Annotated in this window: 10 protein-coding genes; 6 read left to right on the top strand and 4 right to left on the bottom strand. The window is 60.8% G+C overall.

Translation table 11 applies throughout. The features are described from left to right. Positions 1–64 precede the first annotated feature (64 nt). From ACOYXG_RS21430 to ACOYXG_RS21420, 3 genes are all read right to left on the bottom strand, one after another. Entirely contained in the window at positions 65–889 is an 825-nt protein-coding gene (locus tag ACOYXG_RS21430; protein ID WP_096795524.1) for a peptidoglycan DD-metalloendopeptidase family protein, read from the bottom strand. A gap of 3 nt (positions 890–892) precedes the next feature. Continuing rightward, a complete protein-coding gene (gene xseA, locus ACOYXG_RS21425; protein ID WP_027612127.1) occupies positions 893–2,272 on the bottom strand; it encodes an exodeoxyribonuclease VII large subunit in 1,380 nt (459 codons plus the stop codon). 99 nt (positions 2,273–2,371) lie between these two features. After that, on the bottom strand, positions 2,372–3,301 hold the full coding sequence (locus ACOYXG_RS21420) for a LysR family transcriptional regulator (protein WP_460353870.1): 930 nt from the start codon (positions 3,299–3,301) through the stop codon (positions 2,372–2,374). Between the two features lie 100 nt (positions 3,302–3,401). Here ACOYXG_RS21420 and ACOYXG_RS21415 point away from each other — a divergent pair, with 100 nt between their 5' ends. The 4 genes from ACOYXG_RS21415 (at position 3,402) to guaA (ending at position 8,131) form a co-directional block, all read left to right on the top strand. Then, complete coding sequence (locus tag ACOYXG_RS21415; protein WP_096795527.1) at positions 3,402–4,175, top strand: sulfite exporter TauE/SafE family protein; 774 nt, start codon at positions 3,402–3,404, stop codon at positions 4,173–4,175. Positions 4,176–4,319: 144 nt separating this feature from the next. Further along, positions 4,320–4,868 carry a sugar ABC transporter ATPase gene (locus ACOYXG_RS21410; protein WP_096795528.1) on the top strand — a complete coding sequence of 183 codons (549 nt, stop codon included), beginning with the start codon at positions 4,320–4,322 and terminating at the stop codon, positions 4,866–4,868. A gap of 116 nt (positions 4,869–4,984) precedes the next feature. Continuing rightward, positions 4,985–6,454 (top strand): IMP dehydrogenase, encoded by a 1,470-nt coding sequence (gene guaB / locus ACOYXG_RS21405; protein WP_027612123.1) that lies wholly within the window; start codon positions 4,985–4,987, stop codon positions 6,452–6,454. 99 nt (positions 6,455–6,553) lie between these two features. Next, positions 6,554–8,131 carry a glutamine-hydrolyzing GMP synthase gene (gene guaA / locus ACOYXG_RS21400; protein WP_027612122.1) on the top strand — a complete coding sequence of 526 codons (1,578 nt, stop codon included), beginning with the start codon at positions 6,554–6,556 and terminating at the stop codon, positions 8,129–8,131. A gap of 82 nt (positions 8,132–8,213) precedes the next feature. Here guaA and ACOYXG_RS21395 read toward each other — a convergent pair whose 3' ends face one another. Beyond that, positions 8,214–11,156 (bottom strand): membrane-targeted effector domain-containing toxin, encoded by a 2,943-nt coding sequence (locus ACOYXG_RS21395; RefSeq protein ID WP_460353866.1) that lies wholly within the window; start codon positions 11,154–11,156, stop codon positions 8,214–8,216. A gap of 226 nt (positions 11,157–11,382) precedes the next feature. Between ACOYXG_RS21395 and ACOYXG_RS21390 the strand changes: the two genes are divergently transcribed. Together ACOYXG_RS21390 and tadA are read left to right on the top strand one after the other, a co-directional pair. Continuing rightward, positions 11,383–12,759, top strand: a complete 1,377-nt coding sequence (locus ACOYXG_RS21390) for a multicopper oxidase family protein (protein ID WP_460353863.1) — start codon at positions 11,383–11,385, stop codon at positions 12,757–12,759. Continuing rightward, complete coding sequence (gene tadA, locus ACOYXG_RS21385) at positions 12,759–13,256, top strand: tRNA adenosine(34) deaminase TadA (protein ID WP_027612119.1); 498 nt, start codon at positions 12,759–12,761, stop codon at positions 13,254–13,256. Before ACOYXG_RS21390 ends, tadA begins: the two co-directional genes overlap by 1 nt. Positions 13,257–13,300: the final 44 nt, after the last annotated feature.

Below are 13,300 nucleotides of genomic sequence, written 5' to 3'. Positions count from 1 at the left end.
TCGCTCAAAGATCCTTTGTGGGAGGGGGCTTGCTCCCGAAGGGGCCGGTAGCCTCAATCAGGAATTACGGTTGGAACGCACCAATGAAAATCGCCGGATCCACCCGCGCATCATTCAGGCTGATGTTCCAGTGCATGTGCGGCCCGGTCGCCCGGCCGGTCGAGCCGACCTTGCCAACCACCGCGCCACGGGCCAGTTGATCGCCGACCTTCACGTCGATTTTCGACATGTGGCAGAACATGCTGATAAAGCCCTGGCCGTGATCGACAAACACCGTGTTGCCATTGAAGAAATAGTTGCCGGTCAGAATCACTTTGCCCGCTGCCGGGGTTTTGATCGGCGTGCCGGCCGGCACCGCAAAGTCGAGGCCGGCATGGGGGTTGCGCTCTTCGCCATTGAAGAAACGGCGCACACCGAACTTGCTCGACAGCGGCCCGTTGACCGGTTTGTCCAGCAGCAGGTTGCTCGGGGTATTCGGACTGAAGCTGCGGTAGGCCTTGATCTGCTCGGCCAGTTCACCCTCGATGCGCTTGAGGTTGGCCGGGTTCGGATTGACCTGTTGAGTGTTCTTCAGGGTGATGTGCTGTTCCGGGTATTTCTTGGTGCCAACCGTGAACGGCAGATTACGTCCGCCGCTGCTGATCTGCTGACTGCCGGGTTTGACCGTCAGCGGCACACCGACAATCGCCAGCCAGTTGTTCTGTTCTTTCACCACCAGCACCGGTTTGCCCTGATAGGTGGCTTTTGGTGCCTGCGCGGCGCTGCCCAGATCGACCACCGCGACGCCGCCCGGCACCGGTTTGTTCAGCAAACGGGTGATGTAGCTGTCGGCGTGGGCGTTGAAGGAGGTCAGGCACAGCAACAATAACGGAGCAAAAAAACGCGGCATGGATCAGTCCAGTAAAGAAAGGGTGACAGGCGTCAGGTGGTTGTCCTCGACGCGCACTTGCAGTTCGCCTTCGCCCAGCTTGGCTTTCAGGCGTTGGCCGGTGTGGGTCTGCGCGGCGTTGCGAATGGCGTGCCCGCGCTCATCGAGCAGAATGCTGTAACCCCTGCCGAGGGTCGCCAGCGGACTGACCACATGCAGCGTCTGCATCTGACTGTGCAATTGCAGGCGACGGCTTTTCAGACCTTCGCGCATGGCTCGCGGCAGGCGTTCGGCGAGGCTGTCGAGGCGCTGACGGAGCATCGCCAATTGGCGTCCCGGGTGTTGCCCGGCGAGGCGGGTTTCCAGACGGATCAAACGCTCGCGGCGGGTATTCAGTTGGCGTTCGAACGCCCGGCGCATGCGCATGTCCAAGTCATCCAGGCGTTGCGCTTGCTGGCGCAGGCGTTCGCCGGGATGACGCAGGCGGCGGGCCATGCCTTCCAGGCGCAGACGATCGCGCATCAGCCGGTCGCGCATGCGCATCACCAGACGCCGGTGCAGGCTTTCGACCTGACGGATCAGGTGACTCGAATCCGGGGCCAACAGCTCGGCGGCAGCGGAGGGTGTTGGGGCGCGCACGTCAGCCACGAAGTCACTGATCGACACGTCGGTTTCATGCCCGACGGCGCTGACAATCGGCGTCACGCAGGCATCGACCGCCCGGGCCACGGCTTCTTCGTTGAAGCACCAGAGGTCTTCCAGCGAACCACCGCCCCGGGCGAGGATCAGCGCGTCGAAACCACGGGCGTCGGCCAGTTTCAGGGCGCGGACGATTTGCGCGGTGGCTTCACGGCCCTGCACGGCAGTCGGAATCAGCGTCAGTTGCACCTGCGGCGCCCGGCGGCGGAACACGCTGATGATGTCGCGAATCACCGCACCGGTCGGCGAACTGATGATGCCGATGCGTTGCGGATGCGCCGGCAACGGCACTTTGCGTTCGGCACTGAACAGACCTTCGGCGCTGAGCTTTTCCTTCAGTGCATCGAAGGCCAGGCGTAGCGCGCCGTCACCGGCCGGCTCCACGGTGTCGAGAATCAGCTGATAGTCGCCACGGCCTTCGAACAGCGAGACCTTGCCGCGCACCTTCACGGCCAGACCGTCCTTCAGCGCCTGACGCACCCGCGCCGCGTTATTGCGAAACAGCGCGCAACGCACCTGCGCACCGCTGTCCTTGAGGGTGAAATACACATGGCCGGACGCCGGGCGGGCGAGGTTGGAGATTTCGCCTTCGACCCAGATGTTGCTGAACACGTCTTCGAGCAACACCCGCGCGCGGCCGTTGAGCTGGCTGACGGTCAGGACTTCACGGTCCAGGCCAAGTCTTGCAAAGGGATCTTTAATCATGGGGCGCAGTTTAAGGGCATTTGCCTGTCGATCACCATGACCCAACACAAAACCAATTGTGGGAGCGGGCTTGCTCGCGAAAGCGGTGTGGCAGGCAAATCAAGTTTCGACTGACACGTCGCTTTCGCGAGCAAGCCCGCTCCCACAGGGTTTTGTGAACATATTGATGAAGTGTTGAACCAGTGGCGTGGGGGTCTGGCGATAGGCGAGGGCCACGGTGCTTTGGCAATCGGGATCGCTCAGCGGCAGAAATCGTACACCGCCGGGGGCGATGTCCTGCATTGATTCGGGCAGCAGGGCGATGCCGAATCCAGCCTGGATCAACTGCAACTGCGTAGTCTTACGCGACATCACCCGCGCCGCTTTGGGAAAAAAGCCCTGACGCATACACAGGTCGGCACACAAATAGCTGAGCCCGCCACGCTGCGGATGCGGGATCGAGATAAACGGCTCGTCCTTCAGTTGCGCCAATTCGACAGCGGCTGAATCGGCCAGGCGATGATCGTTCGGCACCGCCAGAAGCAAGCGTTCGGTGAACAATGGCACCACCTGAATACCTTCACGCTGACGCAACACCGGCAGGCGCAACAGACCAATGTCCAGGCGTCCTTCCGCGAGTTCCTCAAGCTGCGCCTCGGAGGACAACTTGCCGATGTCCAGCGACACGCCCTGCTGCTGATTCAGATAAGTGCTGATCCGACGTAATAAATGCCCGTTGATCGACACGGTGCTGGAATGACTCAGACGCAGCGTGCCCAGTTGTCCGTTACCAACTTCGGTCGCCATCGCGCTGGCCTTGCTTAGCTCGTTGAGCAGGTTTCTGGCCCGCGGCAAAAACGCCTCACCTGCCGCCGTGAGCCGGGGCTGGCGTGCGGTGCGTTCGAACAGCGAGGTTTGCAGGCGCGCTTCCATGTCCTTGATCTGCCGGCTCAGCGCCGACTGCGCGATGAACAGGCGTTCAGCCGCGGCGCTGAAACTGCCGCATTCGGCGATTTCCACGAAGTAGCGCAGTTGACGGGTTGAAAGCATCAGGTATGCCCTTTCGAGATGGGTGAGTGGCTTTGAACATATTAGTCGCAAGGCTTGGTGCTGGCTAAAGTCATCACAGGCTTATAAAGGAAGCGAACCGATGAGCGTGGCGGGGTTGTTGAGCGAGTGGACGTGGGGCGCGGGCGGCTGGGTGGTGATCGGCCTGGGAATCGCGTTGGCCTATATCGTGTTCGGGATTGCCGGGTTCGGTACCGCACTGGTCGCGGGGCCGATTCTGATTCTGTTCATGCCGTTGTCGAAAATCGTGCCGCTGCTGGTGCTGCTGGATTTCGTCGCGGCGTTCGGCAACCTGCTGCCCTCGCGCCGGGATGTGGCCAAGCCCGAGTTGTTGCGGCTGCTGCCATGCATGGCGGTGGGGTGCACGTTGGGGGTGATTTTCCTGCTCAACCTCAAATCCGACCTGTTGCTGCTGTTGATGGGGCTGTTCATCAGCACTTATGCGGTTTACAGCCTGTGGGTGAAAACCCGGCCGACGCAGTTGTCTGCCGCATGGGCGCTGCCGATGGGCACGGTAGGCGGCCTGTTTGGCGCGCTGTTTGGCAGTGGCGGCTTTCTATATGCGATCTATCTCAACAGCCGCCTGCCCAAGGACGCGGCGCGGGCCACGCAAAGTGCGCTGATCAGTTGCAGCACGGTGGTACGTTTGAGTCTGTTCGCCATCGCCGGGGTGTATGCCGAGCTACCCTTGTTGATGCTGGCGCTGTGTCTGTTGCCGGCCATGGCGCTGGGCCTGTGGATCGGGCGGCGGTTGACGATGCGCTTGTCGCGCGAGGCGTTTGTCCGATTGGTGACCTGGCTGGTGCTGGCGAGCGGGATTGCGTTGATCGGGCGCTACATTATTAGTATGGCGTGAGCACTTGACCGGATTTCGTCAGGGATTAAGCTGCCGGCCTTTAGGGCCCCTTCGCGGGCAAGCCCGCTCCCACATTGGAATGCATATCCCTGTGGGAGCGGGTTTGCTCGCGAAGGCGTCAGAAGCCATACCGCAGGACTTTCCATGAATTCGCAAAGCATCATCGTCCCGAAAATCTCCACCCTGCCGGTCCACGAACCCCGGGCGCGGGCGATCGTGCGCTGGCTGGTGCGCAAGAACATCATCGAAGAACAGCTGACCACTTGCGGCCGCACCGGCAATCGCATGGCCCATGCGATTGCCGACGGCGCGCGTGCGGTGGTGCTGCACCCCGAGGCGCTGCCCTTCGGTGAGCCGGTCAATGGACTGGAGATCATCGTCAAGCGCTGCATCTACACGCCGGCCAAGGGCTTTCTCGAAGAAGCCGGGTGCGCCGAGTGCCGCCGCGAAGTTGGCGAAGCGCTGTTCGAAAGCCTGGAAGACTGGTTTCCAGGCCGCACCGACAACTTCACCTGCCCGGAATGCGGGCATGAAGACGACATCAACGGCTTTCTGTTCTTGCAGGAATGTGCGTTTTCCAACCTCGGCTTCATCTTCAACAACTGGCTGGAAGCCGGGTTCAAGCAGAGCTTTATCGATGAGTTCGCCGATTGGCTCGATCAACCTGTCTCTTGGGTCAAGGTGGAGCTGTAGCGGCGGGGGTCTCCGTATATCAGCAACATTGATATTAAGCTGAGTTTTACATTGAACAGCAGGGGGTGTCTGACTATAATGGCGCGCTTCCATTTTCCCGCTCGGGAGCCCCCGCGATGCTGCGTATCAGCCAAGAAGCTCTGACATTCGACGACATTCTCCTAGTGCCTGGTTATTCCGAGGTGCTTCCTAACGAAGTCAGTCTCAAGACCCGCCTTACCCGTGGCATCGAGCTGAATATTCCTCTGGTTTCTGCCGCCATGGACACCGTCACTGAAGCCCGTCTGGCAATCGCCATGGCTCAGGAAGGTGGTATCGGTATCATCCACAAGAACATGACCATCGAGCAGCAAGCTGCCGAAGTGCGTAAGGTCAAGAAGTTCGAAGCCGGCGTTGTCAAGGATCCGATCACCATCGAGGCTGATGCCACGGTGCGTGACCTGTTCGAACTGACCCGCATGCACAACATTTCCGGCGTTCCGGTGCTGCACGATGGCGACCTGGTCGGCATCGTCACCTCCCGTGACGTCCGCTTCGAAACCCGTCTGGAAGCCACCGTACGTGAAGTGATGACGCCTAAAGAGCGTCTGGTCACCGTGCGTGAAGGCGCCGACAAGAACGAAGTCCGCGAGTTGCTGCACAAGCACCGCCTGGAAAAAGTCCTGATCGTCGACGACAAGTTTGCCCTCAAAGGCATGATGACCGTCAAAGACATCGAAAAAGCCAAAGCCTACCCGCTGGCCAGCAAGGACGATCAAGGTCGTCTGCGCGTTGGCGCTGCCGTCGGTACCGGTAAAGACACCGGTGACCGCGTTGCCGCGCTGGTCAACGCTGGTGTGGACGTGGTGGTGGTCGACACCGCACACGGTCACTCCAAGGGCGTGATCGACCGCGTTCGCTGGGTCAAAGAGAATTTCCCTGAAGTGCAGGTGATCGGCGGCAACATCGCCACCGGCGCAGCCGCCAAGGCCCTGGCCGAAGCGGGTGCCGATGCGGTCAAGGTCGGTATCGGCCCTGGCTCGATCTGCACCACCCGTATCGTCGCCGGTGTCGGCGTGCCGCAAATCAGTGCCATCGCCAACGTCGCCGCTGCCCTTGAAGGCACTGGCGTGCCGTTGATCGCCGACGGCGGCATCCGGTTCTCCGGTGACCTGTCCAAGGCCATCGTCGCTGGGGCATCCTGCGTGATGATGGGTTCGATGTTCGCCGGTACTGAAGAAGCCCCGGGCGAGATCGAACTGTTCCAGGGCCGTTCGTACAAGGCTTATCGCGGCATGGGTTCGCTGGGCGCCATGTCCCAGGCGCAAGGTTCTTCCGACCGTTACTTCCAGGACTCCTCGGCAGGCGCCGAGAAACTGGTTCCGGAAGGGATTGAAGGCCGTGTGCCGTACAAAGGCACCCTGACGGCGATCATCCACCAGTTGATGGGCGGTCTGCGTTCCTCGATGGGTTACACCGGCAGCGCCAACATCGAAGAAATGCGCACCAAGCCTGAGTTCGTGCGGATCACCGGTGCCGGTATGGCCGAATCCCACGTTCACGACGTGCAGATCACCAAAGAAGCGCCAAACTACCGCGTAGGTTGATGCTTCAAGCAAATCGTTAAGCAACCGGGGCTGTTTTATTCAGCCCCGAGTTGTTTCTGAATCAAGACTGTTTCTGAATTACTTAGACGAGACTGAATCATGGCCCTCGACATTCACGCTCACCGCATCCTGATCCTCGACTTCGGTTCGCAATACACCCAACTGATTGCCCGCCGCGTGCGCGAGATCGGTGTGTATTGCGAGCTGCACCCGTTCGACATGGACGAAGAGGCGATCCGCGAATTCGCACCTAAAGGCGTCATCCTCGCCGGCGGCCCCGAGTCCGTGCACGAAGCCAACAGCCCGCGCTGCCCACAGGCAGTCTTCGATCTGGGCGTGCCGGTCTTCGGTATCTGCTACGGCATGCAGACCATGGCCGAGCAACTGGGCGGCAAGGTTGAAGGTTCCGAGCTGCGTGAGTTCGGTTACGCTCGCGTTGACGTAGTCGGCAAGAGCCGCCTGCTCGACGGCATCGAGGACCACATCGACGCCGACGGCCTGTTCGGTCTCGACGTGTGGATGAGCCACGGTGACAAGGTCACCAAGATGCCGGAAGACTTCCACATCCTCGCCAGCACCCCAAGCTGCCCGATCGCCGGCATGTTCAACGACGAGCGCGCTTACTACGGCGTGCAGTTCCACCCGGAAGTGACCCACACCAAGCAGGGCGGTCGCATCCTCTCGCGCTTCGTGCTCGACATCTGCGGCTGTGAAGCCCTGTGGACTCCGTCGAAGATCGCTGAAGACGCCATCGCCAACATCCGCGCACAGGTCGGCACCGACAACGTGCTGCTGGGTCTGTCCGGCGGCGTTGACTCCTCGGTGGTTGCGGCGCTGCTGCACAAAGCCATCGGCGATCAACTGACCTGCGTCTTCGTCGACAACGGCCTGCTGCGTCTGCACGAAGGCGAGCAAGTGATGGCCATGTTCGCCGAGAACATGGGCGTCAAGGTGATCCGCGCCAACGCGGAAGACCAGTTCCTGAACAACCTGGCCGGCGAAGCCGATCCAGAGAAGAAGCGCAAGATCATCGGCCGTACCTTCATCGACGTGTTCGATGCCGAATCCTGCAAGCTGGACAACATCAAGTACCTGGCACAGGGCACCATCTACCCGGACGTGATCGAGTCGGCTGGCGCGAAAAGCGGCAAGGCGCACGTGATCAAGTCGCACCACAACGTGGGCGGCCTGCCGGAAGAGATGAACCTGAAACTGGTCGAGCCACTGCGCGAACTGTTCAAGGACGAAGTCCGTCGTCTGGGTCTGGAACTGGGCCTGCCGTACGACATGGTCTACCGTCACCCGTTCCCGGGCCCGGGTCTGGGCGTGCGCATCCTCGGTGAAGTGAAGAAGGAATACGCCGACCTGCTGCGTCGCGCCGACCATATCTTCATCGAAGAACTGCGCAAAGCCGACTGGTACCACAAAGTCAGCCAGGCCTTCGTGGTGTTCCAGCCAGTGAAATCGGTTGGCGTGGTCGGCGACGGCCGTCGTTACGCCTGGGTCGTGGCCCTGCGTGCCGTGGAAACCATCGACTTCATGACCGCACGTTGGGCACACCTGCCTTACGAACTGCTGGAAACCGTCTCCGGCCGCATCATCAATGAAATCGAAGGCATTTCGCGCGTCACTTACGACGTGTCGAGCAAGCCGCCGGCGACCATTGAGTGGGAATAATGCCGAGCAAGCCGTAAAGGCTTGATCGCTGTAACCGAAAAGCCGTGTGAAATCCGTTTCACACGGCTTTTCTGTTTTTGCGTTACAGCGGTTTTGACCAGCCACCCAGTTGCATGCCCATGTCATCCAGAGCTTGCAGCAGCGCTTTCATGCTCGGGTAGCGTTTACCGCTCACCGAAGGCCAGCCGGGGCGTTCAATGTAGAAGCGTTTGCCGTCGGTTTCGATGACGGTCCGCACCAGTTCTCGCGAACGACTGCGGTGCACGATGAACGTCAGATTGGGTTGTTGCTTCAGGGAGTACATGCCATGGCGAGGTAACAAGGTTTCGAATTCGGTCATGGTGTGCGCGGTCCAGGGTGTTTCGATTTGCAGGCGCAAGTCGCCTCTGACCAGCGCGGAACGATCGTGCGCCGTACCGCCCAAGGGCAGGATTCTTCCGGGATCGACTTCAATGCCCCGTGAAGTCCCTTCGGCGACATCCTCGACGCGAATGCCGATCGCCTCTTCCAGTTCGCTGACGCCGGCAACCCCATCAAAAGTGTTGGAGTGAGAGTTGCCCATCAGCGCTACCCATTTGTGCGCGCCGCGTGCGGACTGATCGGCACGAATCATCAGACGCGCGAAGTAATTCATCATTTTCTGCCGCGCGGTGTTGTTGCCCGCAGGCAAGTCCATGCCATTGAGTCGGTAACTCGCCATGCAATCGATGGCTTGTACATGGATCCCCTGCTTTCTGGCTTCCTTGACCAGTTCCAGGAACGTGTAGCGCTCCAGCGGATCGGTCATGTTGCCGACGTCGAGTGCCTTGAGATAGGTCTCGAGTTTTTGCGGCATGTTGCCGGTGCGGAAGAACTCATCAAGCGCGGCTTGATGGAAATCGGTCAGCAGGTGCTCCATGTACAGGCTCTTCACCTGTTTGCTGGCGAGCAATTGCATGTTCTCGATCAGCCATTGCTTGCTGCCGATGGCCGTGTGGCTCTCGCCGATGACCAGGCCCCGGGCATGTTCGAGGATTTTCTCGATGATTTCTTCGGCGGTCGCGTCTGCCGCCAGGGCGGGCACCGGAGGACGAACGGGCAGGCGCAGCGTGCTGAAAAAATCCAGTGCATCGTGATACAGGCGTTTGCGGATGACCTTGAAGTCGCGGTAGGCATCGAACTCGTTCAGGCTGTCGTAGAAATCGCGCAAGGCCTCGTCATTCAGCCCGGCCGCGCCTTCTTCAAGGTGCGCCTTGAGTGGGGCAGGTACGTCGTATTGCGAGGCGGGCAGGGCGGCCACGGTGCTGCGGCTGCTTGAACCGGCCAGACCCGAAGACTTGCCGCCGCCGGCGAGTCCTGCGCGAGGCATGGCTTCCCATTCACCCTCAGGGTTCAGGCGTACCGGGATCGAGCGAGTAAAGCCGTGGGGGTGCTCGGGATCGATGACCGCCCAGTGTCCGCTGCCGTTGATGTCGGCTTCGTAGCGTACGTAATAAGCGGTGTCGTCCATCAGGATGGCGGTTGAGGGGTTCGAATCGAGTAGATAAATGCCCTGGAATTTTCCGGGCTCGCTCACCGGCGTAATGCCGTCGAGCAACTCATTGGCTTGCCAGCTCGGCGGAATGACCGGTCGCGGGGTGTCTTCAATCAGGGGCGTGGCAATCGACGGCTGAGGCCCACCCATCGGCGTCCCGACTTTATCAGTCAGGTCGGCCATCTCCGCTGCCTCGGCGGCATCCACTTCGGGGCCGACCTCGGTCAGCGAACCCGGGCCTTTGAGTACCAGCAGGTTGAACAGCATGTCGATGCCGCTGAGCACCGCACCGACAATCCCGGCCTTGCGCTCGGCGGCGGTTTTGCCATTGACTGCCTGATCAATGTTCAGCCCCATGTTGGCAATGCTGGCGCCGATCACTGGCAATGCGATTGGCCAGCCGACCACGGCCATTGGCCCGAACACCTTGACCCCGGCGCTGAGGTAGCCGATCCACAGCTTCTTGCGCAGGTCACCGTTGGAGGTCAGGGACAGGCTGGCTTCTGCAAACATCGCCGTGCGGGTCGAGTCACTCAGCCAAGTAAAGGCGTCGCCACTGACCGCGCGGTTGTCCTGATTGATCAGCGAATGGTCGTAGCGGCCCCATGTAGCCACCAGGCGATTCATCAGGTCACCAAGATTGGCGTTGATCTGCTGCCGGTCGGCCAGCGAGAAATGCGCAAGGAATGTCTCGCGCGCCGCAGGTGTGTTCATCCGCTGCAGGATCCAGAAGTGCAGGTCGGTGGCGCTTTCCAGTACATGGAAGGCATCGCTGTTGCCGGGCAGGTAGAGGATCTGCCGACCCTGGGGCATGACGAAACGCAGGACGTTGGTAGCGGCGTAACCGGCAATGTCCAGCGTGCGCACACTGTCCGGGCAAGGGTGGCTGGTCTGCAGCATTGGCAGGCTGACTGGCCACGTCAGCGGGCCGATCGCCGCTTGCGTGACGAACTGGAAATCCTCGCCACTCAGCTGACGTTTGTCCCGCGCCTGCAGCGCTTTGATCAGGAAGTTGCACTTGGCCAGGGTACGAAAGTCGCTGCCGCTGGTATTCCAGAAAGCGTTCAGTTGAGCGTCGTACAGTGCGCTGAAGTCGATGCTCCAGAAGTCCTTGAGCACATCGTTGCCGTGCAGGCGCACTTCATTGCGTTCATCGAAGGTGCGGGCATCGGGACCGGCAGTATAGAAACCGCCATAGACGTCGAGCAGGTCGGCGTTGTCCTGATCGGTGACGCGGAAGCGGTGAATCACCAACTGGGTCAGGGTCATGCTTGAAGTGGGCGTGGCGTGCACATGCTCCCAGCCGGTGAAGGCTTTCGAACTGCTTTGCGAGGCGTCGAAGCGGTGGAAATACACTTGATCCGGATCCAGACCGTGGATCTGGTATTTGATCAACAAGTCGCTGGCGACCTGTCGAGCAGCGTCCTGCAGGCTCGGGCAGGTCTGGATGACGGTGGCGGCAATCGCCTTGAGCGCGGCCTTGTCGGCGGCGTTGGGCATCGGGTTGGGCATGTGTTTGGGCTCTCTTTCCTTGAGAAACGGGTGGCACAGGATGGCCCGGCTGTTCGATGCATGTGCACTACATAGTTATGTCACTTGATCGATCGAAATCGTGTACGCGCGAGGCGCAACTGCGTCCATCCGCCGCGCTGCCCTTACTGTTTCGCAATTGCAGGTGTATCGTATTTGCCTTTTGCGGGCCCGGTGCCCGACGCAGATACGTGAGGTAGTTGAGTTCATGTCCTTTACCCGTCGCCAAATCCTCGGTGGCCTGGCCGGTCTTGTTGTCGTTGGTGTCGGAGCGGGAGGTGCGTCGCGTTACTGGCTGGGCAAGATGGCCGACGCTGACGCGGGCCACGACTACGAGCTGATCGCGGCGCCACTGGATGTTGAGCTGGTGCCTGGGCACAAGACCGAGGCCTGGGCGTTCGGCCCATCGGCGCCGGGCACCGAACTGCGTGTGCGTCAGGGCGAGTGGTTGCGGGTGCGTTTCATCAACCATCTGCCGGTGGCGACCACCATTCACTGGCACGGCATCCGTCTGCCGCTGGAGATGGACGGTGTGCCGTACGTCTCGCAATTGCCGGTGCTGCCCGGTGAATACTTCGATTACAAATTCCGCGTGCCGGACGCGGGCAGCTACTGGTATCACCCGCACGTCAGCAGCAGCGAAGAGCTGGGGCGCGGGCTGGTCGGGCCGTTGATTGTCGAAGAGCGCGAGCCGACCGGTTTCAAGTACGAAAAGACCCTGAGTCTGAAGAACTGGCACATCGACGAGCAAGGCAATTTCGTCGAGTTCAGCATCCCCCGTGAAGCGGCGCGTGGCGGTACGGCGGGGCGCTTGTCGACCATCAACGGTGTGCCAACGCCGGTGATCGAGTTGCCGGCGGGGCAGATCACCCGGGTGCGTTTGCTCAACCTCGACAACACCCTGACGTATCGCATCAACATTCCCGGCGTTGAAGCGCAGATCTATGCGCTGGACGGCAACCCGATCGAGCCGCGGCCGCTGGGCAAGGAATACTGGCTCGGCCCGGGCATGCGTATTTGTCTGGCGATCAAGGCGCCGCCGGCTGGTGAAGAGTTGTCGCTGCGCAATGGCCCGGTGCGGTTGGGCACATTGCGTTCGGTGGCCAATAACGATGCGCCGACCACGTGGCCGAAAGCCTTGCCCGCCAACCCGGTGGCCGAGCCGGATCTGGCGAATGCCGAAAAACTCAACTTCAATTTCGAATGGGTCGGTTCGGTGTCGGTGAATGTCGACAACGGCAAGCCACCGAGCCTGTGGCAGATCAACGGCAAGGCCTGGGACATCACGGACAAGACCTGCGCCGATCGGCCGATTGCCAGCCTGAAGCTGGGCCAGAGCTACATCTTCGAACTGAAGAACATGACCCAGTACCAGCACCCGATCCACCTGCACGGCATGAGCTTCAAGGTGATTGCGTCGAACCGGCACAAGATCACGCCGTACTTCACCGACACTTATCTGCTGGGCAAGAACGAGCGTGCGCAAGTGGCGCTGGTGGCGGATAACCCGGGGGTGTGGATGTTCCATTGCCATGTGATCGACCACATGGAAACCGGCCTGATGGCCGCCATCGAGGTGAAGTGATGCGCCAGATTCGCCCCGCCGCGATCATCGACCGCAGCCGTGACCGCGATTTCATGCGCGAAGCCCTGGACCTCGCCGCCCAAGGCGCAGCCCTCGGCGAAGTGCCGGTGGGCGCGGTGCTGGTGCAGAACGGCGAAATCATCGGGCGTGGCTACAATTGCCCGATCACCACCAGCGACCCGAGTGCCCACGCGGAAATGGTCGCGATCCGCGCTGCCGCTCAGGCCATCAACAACTATCGCCTGCCGGGCAGCACGCTATACGTGACGCTGGAACCGTGCAGCATGTGCGCCGGGCTGATCGTGCATTCACGCATTGCGCGGGTGGTGTATGGCGCGCTGGAACCGAAGGCCGGGATCGTGCAGAGTCAGGGACAATTCTTTACCCAGGGCTTTTTGAATCACCGGGTGTTGTATGAAGGTGGGGTGCTGGCCGAAGAATGTGGAGCAGTGCTGACCGAATTCTTCAGAGCCCGTCGCGCAAAACCATCTGAATAAACACAACCCCCCAATGTGGGAGCGGGCTTGCTCGCGAAAGCGGT

The organism is Pseudomonas sp. G3-39 (genome assembly GCF_054790485.1).
This window is presented reverse-complemented; position numbering and strand designations above follow the sequence as displayed.